We start from the raw sequence: 16,941 nt of genomic DNA on the forward strand, positions 1-16,941 counted from the left end.
GCTTTATACTTGTTTTTAGTTGTGGGTATACTCTTATCTTTTAGAGATGAGTTCTTTATAAGCTAAGCCACTATTTTTAATGGTGCGTTGCTGCGTCTTATAATCTACATACACAATACCAAAACGTTTTAAATAACCTTCTGCCCACTCAAAGTTATCCATTAAGCTCCAAGCAAAGTAGCCATCTATAACAACACCTTGTTCAATCGCATTATGAACCGCATTTAAGTGATCATTATAGTAATTTAAACGATCTAAGTCGTTAACTTCACCATTATTATATGTATCGGGCATGGCTGCGCCATTTTCGGTTATATAAATAGGCGGTAGGGTGTATGTTTTATTAAGCGATACGAGCAGGTCTGTGAAAGATTGCGGATAAATTTCCCATCCCATATCAGTCAACGGACCCGTTGGTGCAATGGGTTCATAAATGTCAGTAGGATGCGCCTTATAAACTTGGCGGGTATAAAAGTTAATGCCTAAGTAATCAATTGGCTGAGAAATTAATTCCATATCACCAGGGTGTATGTCTGGTAAATGACCGCTTGGTAATTGGTTTATTATATCCGGGTACTTGCCATCCATTATTGGTTTCATGTACCACTGATTTAAGTAGTCATCAGCGTATTTGGCACTATCTATGTCTTGTTGATTATCGGTAAGTGGATATGCGGGTGTAAAGTTAAGCACAATGCCGTTTTGAGTATTAGGCGATGTTTTATTTAGCACGTTCATGGCCAGACCATGAGCGAGTAATAAGTGATGAGCTGCTTTTTTACCATACTGCTTGCCGACTAAGCCTGGGGCATGTATGCCAATTTCGTAACCCAAAAACGCGCTGCAAAAGGGTTCGTTTAATGTAGCGTAAGAATACACTCGTGTTCCAAATGCGTTAGTAATTAGTTCTACGTATTGCTCAAATGCATAAGCAGTTTTTCTGTTGAGCCAGCCGCCTTCATCTTCAAGGTGTTGCGGTAAATCCCAGTGGTACAAAGTAACAAAGGCTTTTATATTTTTTCGTTTTAGTTCATCTAAAATATCAGTATAAAACTTAACGCCTACGGGATTTAACTTTCCGTCTTGAGTCATCACGCGAGGCCATGAAATAGAAAGCCTGTAAGCATCAACACCTAGAGACTCTATTAAATCTATGTCTTGTTGCCAATTGTTGTAATGATCGCAGGCAATATGACCATGTGAATTGTCAGCAATTTTACCTGCAGTACTACAAAAGGTATCCCAAATACACGGTAAGCGATGCTCATATCCGCCCTCTATCTGAAATGATGCTGTAGCTACACCATAAACAAAGTCTTTTGTTAATAGAGGTGAATTAAATGGTAATGATATTTTTGTCATTGGTTACAAACCTTTTTGAGAACTTAATTGCACGCTTAGCGCTTATTTTTACTGACTTTCAGCGGGTACAAAACATTATTAAAAATAAAAGTTGTTGAAATATGTAACATGTTCGTATTTAATTAGCCGTGAAAGCGCTTACATTTTTAGATTAATGTTAATTAATCTTCAGGTCAACTCTTAAATACTGCGCCTTAGCGGGGTTTGTATTAATTACTTACTGAAGATCAATTTATAATAATAAATTGCGGAGAGCACATGGCTAGTTCAGCACCACTGACATCACACACACAGTCGCAAAACCACCAAGATAAAAACTATGGTTTTGCACTTACATCTTTAACTTCACTATTTTTTATGTGGGGTTTTATTACCTGCTTAAATGATATTTTGATTCCGCATTTAAAAGCGGTTTTCGATTTAACGTATGTACAAGCAATGCTTGTGCAGTTTTGCTTTTTTGGCGCTTACTTTTTAATGTCACTCCCTAGTGGACACATTGTTAAAAAGCTTGGTTATAAAAAAGGAATCGTGGTTGGGCTTTTAATTGCGGCAGTAGGGTGTGTCTTATTTTACCCAGCAGCGTCTTTACATAGTTATCCTGTATTTTTATTCGCTTTATTTGTACTTGCCAGTGGCATAACGTTATTACAAGTATCTGCAAATCCTTATGTAAGTTTGTTGGGTTCAGCAAAAACAGCGTCGTCTCGTTTAACGCTTACTCAAGCTTTTAACGCGTTAGGTACTACGGTTGCACCATCATTTGGTGCTCTGTTAATTCTGGACTCAGCGTCAGATGCCTTTTTAACACCGGCACAAAATGCAGAATCAGTACAACTTCCTTACCTCCTTTTAGCTGCAATGCTTATTTTACTAGCCGGTATTTTTGCATGGCTTAAATTGCCAGACATTATGAGTGAACAAAAAGAAGCGGCTAAAAACTCAGACACTATTGAGGGCAGTGCATGGCAATACCGTCACCTAACATTAGGTGCTGTGGGTATATTTATGTATGTTGGCGCAGAAGTGGCAATTGGTAGCTTTTTAGTAAGCTTTTTAGCGCAAGAACATATTGCAGGACTAAAAGAGCATGCTGCAGCTCATTACATCACTTATTATTTTGGTGGTGCTATGGTTGGGCGTTTTATTGGTGCTGCTGTAATGCAAAAATTACCCGCTGGTAAAGTACTTGGCTTTAACGCAACCATGGCTATTATTTTAGTCGTTATTGCCATGAGCACGTCGGGTCAATTAGCAATGTGGTCAATACTATTGGTTGGTTTATTCAATTCTATTATGTTCCCCACTATTTTTAGTTTAGCGTTAAATGGGCTTGGTAAGCATACAGCTCAAGGCTCTGGTATTTTGTGTTTGGCGATTGTGGGTGGTGCAATAGTGCCACTTTTACAAGGTGCACTTGCTGATAGTGTGGGTGTTCAACTTTCGTATGTTTTACCTATTTTATGTTACATATTTATCGTGTTCTATGGTTTAAGCGGTAGTAAACCAGTTCAAGCGCAGGAGACTCTATAATGAAAACCCCTTTTACACTTAATAAAATAGCCTTAGCAACATTAATTGCATCAGTAGGTACTTTATCGGCTTGTTCAAACGACGCAGTAACATCGGTTGAAAGTAATGAAACGTTATCTAAAACAGCGCAAATTTGGCCAAAACTTAATATTGCTGTTAAAAAAGACGCCGATATTGAAGCTAAAATAGTTAACTATTTAAAAGCCATGACACTTGAGCAAAAGGTTGCTCAAATGATTCAACCAGAAATTCGTGATATTACTGTTGAAGACATGCGTAAATATGGCTTTGGTTCATATCTTAATGGCGGTGGTGCATTCCCTAATGGCGACAAACATGCAACACCAATGGACTGGGTGGCCTTAGCAGAGAGCTTTTATCAAGCTTCTGTCGATGACTCAGTTGATGGCAGTAGTATCCCAACTATGTGGGGCACCGATGCAGTACATGGTCATAATAACGTAATTGGCGCGACGCTTTTTCCACATAACATTGGTTTAGGCGCGGCTAATAACCCAGATTTAATAGAGCAAATAGCGTCTATTACCGCAGTAGAAGTAATGGCTACGGGGATAGATTGGGTATTTGCACCCACTGTAGCAGTAGTACGAGACGACCGATGGGGCAGAACGTACGAAGGCTATTCAGAAGATCCAAAGATTGTTCACGATTACTCAGCAGCCATAGTAAATGGCTTACAAGGTAAAGCCGATGGCGACTTTTTAAGTGACAAGCGTGTAATTAGTACCGTTAAACACTTTATTGGCGACGGTGGCACGGTTGATGGGGATGATCAGGGAAATAATATAGATAGCGAACAGTCGCTATTTGATATTCATGCCCAAGGTTATGTAGGTGGCTTGTCTGCAGGTAGCCAATCGGTTATGGCATCGTTCAATAGCTGGAATGGCGTTAAAAATCACGGCAATAAATATTTACTTACTGATGTATTAAAAACACGAATGGGTTTTGATGGATTCGTAGTAGGCGATTGGAATGGCCATGGGCAAATTGAAGGCTGTACTAACGAAAGTTGTGCACAAGCCGTTAATGCTGGCCTTGATATTTTCATGGTCCCAACAGGTGCCTGGAAGCCTCTTTATAACAACACAATTGCGCAAGTTAAGTCAGGCGAAATTAGTATGTCGCGTATTGATGACGCAGTGAGCAGAATATTACGCGTAAAACTTCGCGCTGGTTTATTTGATAAACCAAGCCCGGCTAAGCGTCTTTACTCTGGAAAAACAGAACTTATTGGCGCGCAAAAGCATCGCGAAGTCGCACGTCAAGCTGTGCGCGAATCGCTTGTATTACTTAAAAATAAAAATAACCTATTACCTATCGAAGCTAATCAACGCGTACTTGTTGCAGGTGATGGTGCTGATAATATAGGTAAACAGTCGGGTGGTTGGAGTATTACGTGGCAGGGGACTAATAATAAAAATGCTGATTTCCCTGGAGCAACGTCAATTTACAAAGGGCTTGAAGAACAAATATCTGCAGCAGGTGGAAGTGTTACTTTAAGTGCTGATGGTACGTTTGAACAGCGTCCTGATGTTGCTATTGTTATATTTGGTGAAGAACCTTACGCAGAAGGGCACGGCGATAAAGATAACCTAGAGTTTGAGCGCGGAAATAAAAAGTCATTAGCACTTTTAAACTCGCTAAAAGAGCAAGGTATTCCTGTTGTATCGGTGTTTATATCAGGTCGACCTATGTGGGTGAACAGTGAACTTAACGCATCTGACGCGTTTGTAGCTGCATGGTTGCCAGGTACAGAAGGCGCAGGTATTGCTGATGTTTTATTAAAAGCGGCAGACGGCACCATTCAAAACAACTTTAAAGGTAAATTATCGTTTTCTTGGCCTAAATCAGCGGTACAAACTGCGGTTAATAAAGGCGATGAAAATTACGACCCATTACTTCCTTATGGTTTTGGTTTAACGTACGGCGATAAAAACGTGCTAGCTGACGACCTTGATGAAGACTCTAAACTTGATAACTCAGGGCTTACGAGTATGGATATACTTGTTGGTGCACCTGTAGCGCCATGGCGCTTATTGTTAAAATCGGGCGATGAGCTTTTAGATGTATCGAGTAGTACACATGAATTTGGTGCAATTAAATACCGAACTGAGGACAAAATAGTACAAGAAGACGCGCGCCAATTTAACTTTAGCGGTGCAGAAAAAGCCAGTGCTGAAATAGTAACAAGCTTTGCAGAAGATACCATTGCTTACGTTGAAGCCGATAGTGTGATTAGCTTTGATATTAAATTAAACGAAGCACTAACGAGCGATATAGCACTTGCTATGACTTGCTCGGGTGAATGTGGTGCAAGCATTGATTTAGCAAACGTAGTGGATAAAACCATTGAGAATAAATGGCAGTCAGTATCAATCGATTTAGGTTGTTTTGCTGATAAGGGTGTTAATTTTGCAAACCTAACAAGCCCATTTAGCTTACGCAGCAATGGTAAAGCGTCAATTTCTGTGGCTAATATTCAGTTTGTGCCAAATAAGGCAGGCGAAGCTACACTGTCTTGTAAGTAGTTTATTAACTCTATTGTGTGTATACCAAAGCCCTTCGAATGAAGGGCTTTTTTTATGTAGAGGATTAATACTAACCTGCATAAATACTTGAGCTAATTGATATAACTAAATAGGAGCAAGTCGCTATAAATACAAAGAGTTACCACGTTTTTATAGGAGGAACCTTTTTTATAATAGCTTGTAAAATAATTAGCACTGCATTAAGAGGTTTTTTTCGTCAAAGCTAACTACTTTATCTCTGCCGGTTTCTTTAGCAAGATAAAGGCGTTTATCAGCCAACGACAGTAAGTCTTTTACACTCATTTTACCATTTACAGAGTGACTCACTCCCGCGCTCACAGATAGTTTTATATGCGCGTTTTGATAATAAAACGGATGCTTAGAAATATTTTCACGTAAGTGCTCTGCATATTCTTTAGCTGCTCGTAGGGAATAGTCTGGTAGTAATATTGCAAATTCTTCACCGCCTATTCTGGCGCAAATACCCTCATCAATAAATTGCTCTTTTATGTGCTGCGCAATCCATTTAATTGCTTGATCGCCCGTGTCGTGGCCGTACTTATCGTTTACATGCTTAAAAAAGTCAATATCTAGAATAATTATAGATACATTTATATCATTGTTATTAGGTTGTTTAAGGACTGCTTTGGCGTTATTAAAGAAACCTCTGCGATTAAATAACTGTGTAAGAGAGTCGGTATTGGCAAGGTTCGATAGCGTATATTCACTATTAGAAAATAACAAAAATGGCAGTATAAGAGCACTCAGTGTGGCTAATAGTAAATGACTAATAAGCACAATTTGCAAAGGGGTTGCTACATCTTGAATACTCGAACTAAGTACCGGTATTGATAGAAATATAGCATTTAAAAACATAACTCCACTGTGCACTAAAAAGCAGGTAATTAACGCCTTTTTCTGGGCTTTAGCAACAAAGCTCATGCTTTTGATTAAATACGCTGTGTAAATAAATAATCCGGAAATTACTAAACTCATTAGCATTTTTGCTGCACCGAAAGGATAAATTGCCAATAACAATAAGCTAGAAAAACCAAATATGCAGTAAAGAGGCATTAAGCTAATATTTTGTACGTTTTTGTATTTATATAGTCCAACAATAATTAAAAGTGGGCTAGTAATCATTGAAACACTAGCTAAATAGTGGGTTATTAAAGGAAAGTCTATGAATAAGCGCAAACATGCCAGTATTTCGGCTAATGCAAATGTGGCACAGGCTAAACCAAATAATAAAAAAGATGTTTGTTTTTTATATTTATAAATTGAGAGAAAAAATAAGCTTATGAACAAGTTAAGGATAAAAGAGAAGAAGATCACAGTAGGCAAATGAAACATGATTTATTCTCTTTATTATAAAATGATGAAATATATATTTAACTAACTGTTGTAATTATTATGTATTAATAAGAAAAGGTCAATTCAGTTAAAAGGATTGCTTTTTCAATTTTTATATTTTACCTCAAGAATTATTAACGCCCGCTAAACCAAACTCTCTAAAGCTGATTTAATATCAGGATGATGAAAACGATAATTATAAACGAGTGCCTTTTTAGGGACTACAAATTGTCCCGTTGTTAGTAAGTCTGACATTTCACCCATTAATAGTTTAAGTACTGCAGTGGGCATAGTGATAAATGCAGGTCGCGATAACGCCTCGCCTAAGCTTTTACCAAATTGAGCATTGCTTACAGGATTTGGCGCAGTTGCGTTAACAGGGCCAGATATTTCTGGATGCTTAATAATGAAGAGTATTAGCTGAATCATATCGTCGATGTGTATCCACGACATTCCTTGCTCGCCATTACCAATTGGGCCGCCTAAACACAATTTAAAGGCAGGGAGCATTTTACTTAATGCTCCACCTTTTTTAGCTAAAACAATACCCGTGCGCAAAAGGCACACTCTGGTGTGTTCTGATTGCGCGAGTAGCGCTGCATTTTCCCAGTCTTTACAAAGCTGGTGGCTAAATTCGTCGTGTGGGTTTTCAAAAGTTTCATCAATAGGGTTACTATTTTGTCGACCATAAAACCCAACGGCGCTTCCAGATATATAAGTATGCGGGGCAGTGCTACAAGCTTTAATAGCTTCACTAATTTGTTGTGTAACACCAATACGGCTGTCGCGTATTATTTGTTTTTGTTTGTCGCTCCAGCGTTTATTTACAATAGGTTCGCCAGCTAAATTAATAACAATATCAACAGTGTTAAAATCTACTGCATTGACATTGCTTACGGCTTTAACTTTATGGCCCAATAATACGTTTGCTTTAGTTGGATTTCGGCTAAGCACAGTAACAGTATTATGATGAAGTAAAAAAGGGCATAAGTGCTTACCAATTAATCCCGTCGCGCCAGTAACAAATATATGCATTATTAATCCTTACAATAAAATAGTAGCAAGTGATTAAAAAACATACTCGCTAGCAAACAGCTTTGCAAATTTATACGTAAAACAGGCTTTTATGATCACTTCGTAATTATTTCATTTAATTACCTTTTGCCTTACACTAAAGCCATATCATTAATAAAAGGATTAATAAATTGGCAAGTTTAACTGGAGTAAATAAAAGCTTAATAGTTTTTGCTTCCTTAGTGGTCGTACTCGCGGGGATAAAAGCGGCAAGTGTAATTATTATTCCGTTTATTTTGGCGGCGTTTATTGCCATTATTTGTAATCCGCTTATCAAGTTTTTTGCGCGCTACCGAATTCCTAAAGGCATTGCTGTTATGTTGGTAGTGCTTATTATAGTTGGCTTAGGTGTAAGCCTTGGCGGGCTTGTAGGGCAATCAATAAACGATTTTTCGCAGCAACTTCCTGAGTATAAAACACAACTCAAAGAAGAATTTGTATGGCTTGTAGATTTAGCATCTCAATACAACATACTGATTAATAAAGAACAGTTAATCAATATGTTCGACCCAGGTAAAATGGTTGATGTAGCCACTAATATGCTCACCGGTTTAGGTGGCGTAATGGCAAACATGTTTTTAATTATTTTAACCGTTGTTTTTATGTTGTTTGAAGGGCCAATGCTGAGCAAAAAAATACACATGGCACTTGAAGATCCCGATAGCAAAATGAAGCAAATTGACCGCTTTTTAGAGTCTATTAATTCATATCTGGCAATTAAAACGCTAGTAAGTTTAGGTACGGGTATTATTGCTGCGTTTTACTTATGGATTTTAGACGTTGACTACTTTGTGTTGTGGGGGGTATTGGCATTTATGTTCAATTACATTCCTAATATTGGGTCAATTATTGCGGCTGTACCGGCTGTATTACTTGCGCTTATTACTCAAGGTCCGTTAATTGCGGGATTGGTTGCTGCAGGTTATTTAACAATAAATACGGTAATGGGCAATATTGTAGAGCCTAAGTTTTTGGGCAAAGGGCTGGGCCTTTCAACATTAGTGGTATTTTTATCATTAATATTTTGGGGCTGGTTATTAGGTACTGTGGGTATGCTTTTATCTGTGCCATTAACTATGATTGTAAAAATAGGCTTAGAAGCCAGTGCTGAAGGTAAGTGGGTTGCCACTCTACTAGGCAGTGGCGAAGACGTTGCTAAAAATAACTAACATTTATAACCATCAAGGGCTGTAAAATTAAAGCCCTTGATGGTTAAGTTATCAGTAAATACAGGGCTATTAATTAACAAACAATTTAATAGCGTCATCCACCGCGTTTATTGCGCCTTCTAAATATCCAGCTTCTTGTTTTGCAAACTCACTCGCTACAAAATGAATGTTCAAGTTATTTAATTGCTCATCTAAGCCTGAAAAATCAAATTCTGGGTGCTGCGAAGGCTGAGTTTGATCGTCTCTATTAGCTACAAACTTATCGTCTGCCCAGTCTTTAATAAAATACCCCGTTGCCTTTTCAGCATCTTTACCATAAAAGTAGCTAAGCTGCTGGGCACAGGCTTGAATTAATTGCTCTTTAGTTACTTGGTTTCGTGATAAGTAGGGCACACCTATAAAGCCAAATAATGCGGCGTAATTGCCATCTTCAGCACTGGCATCGTGAATTTCGACCATAGGGCCTACGCGACTAAAGCATTGTCCTGATAAGTTTTTATCACGCCAAAATGCATGTTCAAAAGTAGCTATAAATTTGGCTTGTCCTGCCATCCATGTAGGTACACTACTAAGGCGGTTTATGAGCGTTGGAGTAGCCCATAGTTCAGGTGTTAAGTGTGTTGTAACCATACGAGCAGGAATTGCTGAAATTAGTTTTTCAGTAGTAAATTGCTTTATGTTACCTAAGTGATTAACCGTAATTTGCCAGTTATTATCACCTTCTTTAAGCTCAGTGACATTGTGTTCTAATAACACTGAATCAGGATTAAGTTGCTCGTATAAGGCTGTTATTAAAGTATTCATGCCGTGTTTGAGTCTAAATAGTTGCATATCTCCAGCACCTGCAATTTGTTGAGGTTGCTTGGAATTAGGCGCTTGATATAACACATCACCTTTGTTGTATTGCTCAAATATACTTAAGCGGAGTGACTTTACTAAAGCTTGAATTTTTGGTTGGTGGGGAAATATCCACGTAGGACCCAAATCAAAACTAACATCGTTATTTATTGGTGATTGCGCAGCAAAAATTCGGCCGCCTAATTGCGATTTGGCTTCCAGTAATAAGTACTCAATATTAAGCAGTTGTAATTTATACGCACTGTATAAGCCGGCCAGTCCGCCACCTATAATTATTACTGGTTTAGTCATTTGTTTACCTATTAGCTATTTAGCAATCTACTAGTAGGTAGTTTGTTTTGATATGAATAAATTGTCAAGTAGGCTAAAGGGAACGAGTAGATAAACGTAACTAGTTTAGTGTGCTTTAAGTTACGTTAAAATGGGTGTTTTAGTGATTCTGTAAATTGATTTATAAGCTCAATTTCACAGAGTTTATAGCTAATGGCTGCTGTTGTCGCATTAGGAAGTTTTATTAAGTAACGCCATTGGCAGGCACTCTCAAGGTACTTTTCGTTATTTTTAATGCTGCGCATAAATAACGGTAATACTTGCGTATTGCCTGTGCTTTCTTGTGATTTAGTTAGCTCATATTTGCGCTTTTGTATCCAACTGCCTTGTGCTTGCTTTGCTTTATCAATCTGGCTATCTAGGCATTGAATATACCGCTTAGCTTCATCGGTTGTTGCTTTAGCGGCTAAAGTACATGCCTCATCTGCAAAGCTGTACTGGCTTGTAGTTAATAGCACAATGGCAGTAAGTTTTAATAAATAGTTACTTTTTGTCATTGTAATTAAACTCTAAGATAAATTGAGCGCCGGCTAAGTTATCAGCATCGGTAATGGTAAGTGTCCCGTTATACGACTTAACTAAATCAGATACAATCGCCATGCCTACGCCGTGTCCGCTTTCGTATGTATCGAGGCGAGTACCACGTGTAAGTAAAGATTCACGTTTATCCTCTGGCACACCAGGGCCATCATCGCTAATTCCAATACACAGAGTTTTACTTTGGATTACTTGTATTTCTACTTGCGAGCGACACGCTTTACAGGCGTTATCAATCAAGTTACCGAGTAATTCCATTAAATCTGTTTGGTCACCTAGAAAGTAATCTTTTTCGGTTACGGTGCAGGTAAAAATAATATCTTTATCACGGTATACTTTTGCCATAGCACTGAGTATTGAATCAAGTACAGGCTTAATAGGTGTTTGCTTTTTCCACGTGTCTGATGCACCGGTTGCAGCACGCTTTAATTGGTGCTCGATCATCACATTAATTCGGTCGAGTTGTTCTTGTGCATCGGCATCGTTTGCCAATGGACTTGATTTTAGTACTGCAAGCGGTGTTTTAAGTGCATGAGCAAGGTCGCTTAATGAGGCTCTGTAGCGCTCTTTTTGGCGCTGTTGCGACTCAAGTAGCAAGTTTAGGTCTGCTTTTATTGTTTGCAGCTCTACAGGGTAGAGGCCTTTAATTTCTTGAATATCACCCGATTCAATCGCTTTTATCTCTTTATCGAGTCGTTGGAGTGGGCGAGCGCTCCAAATGAAACCAATCGCCATTAGGCCTGCAATTGCAATCCCCATGATAAACATCCAATCTACAAGGGTTTGCTTAAAGCCATCCATTATACGAAGTAGAGCGTCGTTACGTTTGACTAATATAAAGCGAGCTTGTTCTGATTGATCTATGTTGTTTAAAATTACAGTCAGGCTAAGTTGCCAGTACGCGGTATTATTATACTCCACGCGCCTGAAGTCGGCGGCACCGGCTTTGGTTTCTATTTGCTCTGGTACATAGTTTAAATTTACAGCCGATTCTGAGTTCCAAACAGGGTCATCATCGCGGTAAATCATTGCGTAGGTGTCTGAATTTAATCTGTTTAACTCAGGCGCTAAAATAGTGCTGGGCATAATAATACCATGCTCAGTAAAGTCGACTTCAGATATTAGCGAGTAGAGCTGTGCCTCGAGGGTTTTTTCTGTCGCATCAACAAGTGAAGCGTAATACGCTTTGCCAATTGAATAAAATAAGATAGGGAGTGCGACTAATAAAACAAAGACAAGGATAAATCCTTGCCTTATTTTTAACGATATTTGCGGTATTACCACTGGCTTTTAAGCCTGTAACCACGCCCACGTAGTGTCTCTACTGGGTTTAGTACGCCTTCTGGATCAAGCTTTTTACGCAAACGTAGTACAAATACCTCAATTACGTTTGAATCAAGGTCAAAATCTTGGTCGTAAATATGCTCAGTAAGTTCTGATTTAGAAATTACTTTTTGCGGATTTACCATTAAGTATTCAAGTACTTTATATTCGTAAGCTGTAAGGCTAAGTTCTTTATCATCAACCCATACTTGTTGTGAACGTGTATGAATTTTAATTGGACCCGCAGTCATTTCTGGATTTGCTTTACCAGCACTGCGACGAATTAATGCATTACAACGTGCAATAAGTTCTTCAACATGAAATGGTTTTGTAAGGTAGTCATCTGCACCTGCATCTAAACCTTCTACTTTATCCTGCCAGCGATCGCGCGCTGTTAATATTAAAATAGGGATAGTAATGCCTTGTGCTCGTGCTTTATTGATTAGCTCAATACCGTCTATTTTAGGTAAACCTAAATCAACTACGGCCATATCAAGCGGGTATTCTGTAATGTGGAAAAGACCTGCTTCACCATCGTGACATAAATCCACGCTGTAACGTTCTTTTTCTAAAGCATTACGTAGGTTATCTGCTAAATGTAAATCGTCTTCAATAACTAAAATTCGCATTTGTTAATCCTTTTTCACTTCGCCGGTTTTTTTATTTATATGTAAATCAACGACGTGGCCGTCAGATTTGAGTATTCGTACGGTATAAAAATCTGTTTTTTCGGTAATTTTTAAGGTCTTACCGCCTATTGTTTTCTTTGCAAGTATTACGGCTTTCTTTTTGTCCACCTCAGCATGAGATGCTTGGGTGGCCGTCGCTGCTTGAGCAAAGTTAGCTAAGCTAACACAAGCAATAAAACCGAGGCTTAATAATACGCGCATAATGGAAAACTCCTAGACCAGACCCACTTAGTTTAATTAACTAAGTTACTAAAATTCAAGTAAAAACGCTAAATTCGCTTTTATCTCAGTAATTTTAATTAAAATCTTGTGAACAAACCCTGAATTACAGTGCAACACACGCTCTTAGGGTTTAATACACTTTTAAGCAGGGAACACTTTTTTGAAAGGTTTAACAATTGTATTTTCATAGATGCCAGCGGCAACGTAAGGGTCAGCTGCTGCCCACTCTCGAGCTGCTTCTATTGACTCAAACTCAGCAACAACTAATGAACCGGTAAAACCTGCTTCTTGAGGATCTTCACTATCGACTGCCGGAAACGGACCCGCAGTTAATAAACGGTTTTGTGAATCAAGCTCACTAAGGCGTGCTAAATGTGCCGGGCGTGCTGCTTTTCTAAGCTCTAAGCTGTTTTCAACGTCTGTTGAGTGAATCATGTACAACATAAGGAATCTCATAAAAATTGTTAAATTTGATTAACGCAATACTACCACAGCGTTGAAAATTGGTGAATTAAAAGCGTATTTACACAGGTTTACACTTCGATTTTATTTTTAAGCTGTAATTGCTTGAAAATATCTGTGTAACACTGGTAGAGTCGCTGAAATATACAAAATAATAAAAAGGTTTTATGCATGAGCGAAAATAGAGAACGATTTAGTTCCCGTCTCGGATTCATAATGGCAGCGGCAGGTTCGGCTGTTGGTATTGGTAATTTAGTTGGTTTTCCGGTTTCTGCTACCAAAAATGGTGGTGGCGCATTCTTATTAATTTACGCTTTATTTGTCGTGTTCATTTGTTTACCAGTCATGATGGCTGAAATGGCAATGGGTCGTAACGCTCAAAAAGATCCACTTGGTTCGTACAAGCTATTATCTAATAACGATAAAAAATGGAAGCTAGCAGGTTTTTTAGCGGTGCTTACACCATTTATGATTGCTGTGTTTTATATGGTAATTACGGTTTGGATTTTTGGTTACTTAACGCAAACAGGCCTCGGTAATTTAGATTTACTTGCAGATCCTGGCCACTTTGGTGTTTTTATTAATAGTTACACTGTGTTTGGTTATATGGCCGTTGTGGTTATTATTGTTAACTTAATTTTATTAGGGGGTGTTAAACAAGGCATAGAAAAAGCCGCTAAATTTTTAATGCCAGCCTTACTTTTCATGCTACTTGCTTTAGTTACTTATGTATTAACGCTTGATAACGCAATGGCCGGTGTTAAATACTACATTATTCCTGATTTTTCTAAGATGAGTGCAAGTGTACTTAATGGCGCATTAAGCCAAGCGTTTTTCTCGCTATCGCTGGGTATGGGTATATTAATGACTTACGCGTCGTATATTTCTAAAAAGGATGACATTGTAAGTAGCGCGAAAATGGTCGCTATTACAGACTCACTCGTTGCGTTTGTAGCGGGCCTAATGGTGTTGCCCGCTATATTTAGCTTTGATCCAAACACAGACCCATCAGCACTTTCTGACTCGTCTGTATCAATGATTTTTGTATACCTACCTAAAATATTATTAGCACTGCAAAATGATATTGGTTATGTAGGTGCGTCTATTGTTGCGTTCTCATTCTTCTTATTAGTATTTTTTGCAGCGATTACTTCACTTGTTTCAATAGTAGAAGTACCGACAGCAACACTAAGTGACCGTAAAGGTATTAGCCGTAAAAAAGCATTGGGCATCCTTACACTTTCAACCGGTGTACTTACTATTTTATGTACAATGTCGTTTGGTATGATTGACAGCCTTACTTCGTTCACCAGTTATGGCGGCGTTAATAAGAGCTTTTTTGATATTATTGTTGATGTATTTTACGACACAATTTTACCGCTTAATGGCTTAATGGTGTGTTTGTTTGTAATGTACCGCTGGAAAAAAGCACGCTTAACACAAGAGCTAAGCTTAGGTTCGCCTAATTATGCGGGAAGCTTGATGGAAAAGTACGTTAACTTTTCACTTTCAACGTTTATTCCTGTCATTCTAGCTGTGATATTTATAAATACAGTGGCGACTAAGTTTTTTGATTTAAAAATATTTGGTTTTTAAATAGACCTCTTTAAAAGCTTATTGAATAATATAATGCCGCTCAGCTAAGCTTAGCGGCATTTTTTATAGGCGTTTTTTACAGGTACCTGGTCTAATTATTAAAAGGATTTAAAATGAATAAAATTATTATTGGGTTTGCTTTTGCTATTTCATCATTTGGCGCATTTGCACAAAGCGCTGATGGTTGGCCAGAAGGCGGTGCAATGCACACTGGGAATATTTATAATTTAGAGGGTAATAGATACAAAACTAAAATCAGTAAAATGATGGATGAAATTTACGCGCAACTAACTGATGATTACCAAGTTGATGCAGTTAAAGCGCAAATATCAGCATGGGAGCAGTATATAGATGCTACATGTAATGTTGTTGGAGTAGCAACAGGTGCTGGTGGCTCTTGGCCCTCAACGTATAGTGTTAAATGCGAAAGAAGCCTAAGTTATGATAGATACTTTGCGACTAAAAATGCGCTAAAGTGTGTTAATAGATTGAGCAAAGAAGAGTTTGTAGGGCGTAGCGAAAAGTTAAATTGTTTAATTCAAACATTAAATATAAAAATATTTTAAGGTCTACATAGCGCTACAGCTAAATTATACAGTTAGCTGTAGCATTTTAGGCTTTATAGCAACTCAATACTTACTGTTGCGCCTTTTTCGATATTGCCGCTTTGTGCTGGCACTACAATTAAGCAGTTAGCTTTACTAAGCGACGAAAGTACACCCGAGCCCTGTTTATTAAACGGGGCAACCACTAAGTCACCTTGCTCGTTAATTGTTGCAGTCCCGCGTTGAAAATCAGCTCTTCCTGGGCGCTTTTTAATAACGGATGTAGTAACAGCGTTAAAGCGCATTTTAGGGTTTACTTCACCAAGCCCCGACAGCTTTTGCAGTGCAGGCTCTACTAACTGATTAAACGTAACAGCAGCCGACACAGGGTTACCTGGCAAGCCAAAAAAGTAACTGTTACTTAGTTTACCAAAGGCAAAAGGTTTGCCAGGTTTCATGGCTATTTTCCAAAAGTGAATTTCGCCAATTTCGTTGAGTACTTCTTTAGTAAAGTCGGCTTCACCAACCGATACACCGCCTGAGCTTATTACTGCATCGGCAAGTTCGTTCGCTTTTAAAAATGCATTTGTGATGAGTTCTTTGTCATCAGGAATAATTCCTAAATCAATCACGTCTATATTTTTTTGTTGCAGCGCACTAATAATAACAGCGCGGTTGCTTTCAAAAATAGCGCCTTGCTTAAGAGGCTGACCAGGTTCAATTAGCTCATCGCCTGTAGAAAGTACGGCTATTTTTAGGGTTCTGATTACGTCTATATTAGCAATGCCCAAAGATGCAAGTAGTCCCACATCAACGGCTTTTAATTTATCGCCTGCTTTTAAAATAACATCGTCTATTGCAATATCTTCGCCGGAAAAACGCACGTTTTCATTTAGTTCTGGTTGTGCTGTAAACGTAATTTTATCGCCATTTACCGAGGCGTTTTCTTGCATTACAACGCCGTTAGCGCCGGGTGCAATGGCGGCGCCGGTCATTATTCTTACACATTGCCCTGGGGTTAGCATTCCTTCAAAAACTTGCCCTGCAAACACGCTACCTACTTGTGTATAGGTTAAGCTTTTATCTGAAATACATAGCGCATAACCATCCATTGCAGAGTTATTATGAGCCGGTACGTTTATAGTTGATTTAACATCGCTTGCTAAAATGCGATCAACGCTTTGCATTATTTTGATGGTTTCAGCGCTTTTAACAGGTGTTATTACGCTAAGTATATTTTGTATTGCAGTTTCAATTGGTAACAAACCGGGTGCATTGCAAACATCGTTCATATATATTGCTTACTTAAATCATTTTATTTTGAAACAATACTTAT

Annotated in this window: 15 protein-coding genes; 5 read left to right on the forward strand and 10 right to left on the reverse strand. The window is 38.4% G+C overall.

What is annotated here, in order from left to right:
* Positions 1–33: 33 nt before the first annotated feature.
* Positions 34–1,362 carry a GH1 family beta-glucosidase gene (locus I6F54_RS05570; protein ID WP_165727735.1) on the reverse strand — a complete coding sequence of 443 codons (1,329 nt, stop codon included), beginning with the start codon at positions 1,360–1,362 and terminating at the stop codon, positions 34–36.
* A 258-nt stretch (positions 1,363–1,620) separates the two neighbouring features.
* Between I6F54_RS05570 and I6F54_RS05575 the strand changes: the two genes are divergently transcribed.
* Positions 1,621–2,895 (forward strand): sugar MFS transporter, encoded by a 1,275-nt coding sequence (locus I6F54_RS05575; RefSeq protein ID WP_197140170.1) that lies wholly within the window; start codon positions 1,621–1,623, stop codon positions 2,893–2,895.
* Positions 2,895–5,447: a glycoside hydrolase family 3 protein gene (locus I6F54_RS05580; protein WP_197140172.1), complete on the forward strand. Its 2,553-nt coding sequence runs from the start codon at positions 2,895–2,897 to the stop codon at positions 5,445–5,447. The genes I6F54_RS05575 and I6F54_RS05580 overlap by 1 nt, the downstream gene beginning before the upstream one ends.
* Positions 5,448–5,636: 189 nt before the next feature.
* Here I6F54_RS05580 and I6F54_RS05585 read toward each other — a convergent pair whose 3' ends face one another.
* Both I6F54_RS05585 and I6F54_RS05590 read right to left on the reverse strand, forming a co-directional pair.
* Positions 5,637–6,590, reverse strand: coding sequence for a GGDEF domain-containing protein (locus I6F54_RS05585; RefSeq protein ID WP_197140174.1), 954 nt, complete (start codon positions 6,588–6,590; stop codon positions 5,637–5,639).
* 354 nt (positions 6,591–6,944) lie between these two features.
* Positions 6,945–7,835, reverse strand: coding sequence for a TIGR01777 family oxidoreductase (locus I6F54_RS05590; RefSeq protein ID WP_165727742.1), 891 nt, complete (start codon positions 7,833–7,835; stop codon positions 6,945–6,947).
* Between the two features lie 170 nt (positions 7,836–8,005).
* On the opposite strand from I6F54_RS05590, the gene I6F54_RS05595 reads away from it, so the two are divergent.
* Positions 8,006–9,043, forward strand: coding sequence for an AI-2E family transporter (locus I6F54_RS05595; protein ID WP_007585280.1), 1,038 nt, complete (start codon positions 8,006–8,008; stop codon positions 9,041–9,043).
* Positions 9,044–9,112: 69 nt separating this feature from the next.
* Here I6F54_RS05595 and I6F54_RS05600 read toward each other — a convergent pair whose 3' ends face one another.
* From I6F54_RS05600 to I6F54_RS05625, 6 genes are all read right to left on the reverse strand, one after another.
* Positions 9,113–10,192 carry a flavin monoamine oxidase family protein gene (locus I6F54_RS05600; RefSeq protein ID WP_197140181.1) on the reverse strand — a complete coding sequence of 360 codons (1,080 nt, stop codon included), beginning with the start codon at positions 10,190–10,192 and terminating at the stop codon, positions 9,113–9,115.
* Between the two features lie 125 nt (positions 10,193–10,317).
* Positions 10,318–10,728, reverse strand: a complete 411-nt coding sequence (locus I6F54_RS05605) for a hypothetical protein (protein ID WP_007585278.1) — start codon at positions 10,726–10,728, stop codon at positions 10,318–10,320.
* Positions 10,715–12,052, reverse strand: coding sequence for an ATP-binding protein (locus I6F54_RS05610; RefSeq protein ID WP_007585276.1), 1,338 nt, complete (start codon positions 12,050–12,052; stop codon positions 10,715–10,717). The genes I6F54_RS05605 and I6F54_RS05610 overlap by 14 nt, the downstream gene beginning before the upstream one ends.
* On the reverse strand, positions 12,046–12,720 hold the full coding sequence (locus I6F54_RS05615; protein WP_007375447.1) for a response regulator transcription factor: 675 nt from the start codon (positions 12,718–12,720) through the stop codon (positions 12,046–12,048). The genes I6F54_RS05610 and I6F54_RS05615 overlap by 7 nt, the downstream gene beginning before the upstream one ends.
* Positions 12,721–12,723: 3 nt before the next feature.
* Positions 12,724–12,981 (reverse strand): PepSY domain-containing protein, encoded by a 258-nt coding sequence (locus I6F54_RS05620; RefSeq protein ID WP_002959808.1) that lies wholly within the window; start codon positions 12,979–12,981, stop codon positions 12,724–12,726.
* Between the two features lie 162 nt (positions 12,982–13,143).
* Positions 13,144–13,446 carry a YciI family protein gene (locus tag I6F54_RS05625; protein ID WP_010552536.1) on the reverse strand — a complete coding sequence of 101 codons (303 nt, stop codon included), beginning with the start codon at positions 13,444–13,446 and terminating at the stop codon, positions 13,144–13,146.
* Between the two features lie 189 nt (positions 13,447–13,635).
* Here I6F54_RS05625 and I6F54_RS05630 point away from each other — a divergent pair, with 189 nt between their 5' ends.
* Complete coding sequence (locus I6F54_RS05630; protein WP_010552537.1) at positions 13,636–15,060, forward strand: sodium-dependent transporter; 1,425 nt, start codon at positions 13,636–13,638, stop codon at positions 15,058–15,060.
* A 113-nt stretch (positions 15,061–15,173) separates the two neighbouring features.
* A complete protein-coding gene (locus I6F54_RS05635) occupies positions 15,174–15,626 on the forward strand; it encodes a hypothetical protein (RefSeq protein WP_197140183.1) in 453 nt (150 codons plus the stop codon).
* Between the two features lie 53 nt (positions 15,627–15,679).
* Here the strand turns inward: I6F54_RS05635 and moeA are convergent, their stop codons facing one another.
* Positions 15,680–16,897, reverse strand: a complete 1,218-nt coding sequence (gene moeA / locus I6F54_RS05640) for a molybdopterin molybdotransferase MoeA (RefSeq protein ID WP_197140185.1) — start codon at positions 16,895–16,897, stop codon at positions 15,680–15,682.
* Positions 16,898–16,941: the final 44 nt, after the last annotated feature.

This window comes from Pseudoalteromonas sp. SWXJZ10B (genome assembly GCF_015864475.1).
In the GTDB taxonomy this organism is placed as follows: Bacteria; Pseudomonadota; Gammaproteobacteria; order Enterobacterales; family Alteromonadaceae; genus Pseudoalteromonas; species Pseudoalteromonas arctica.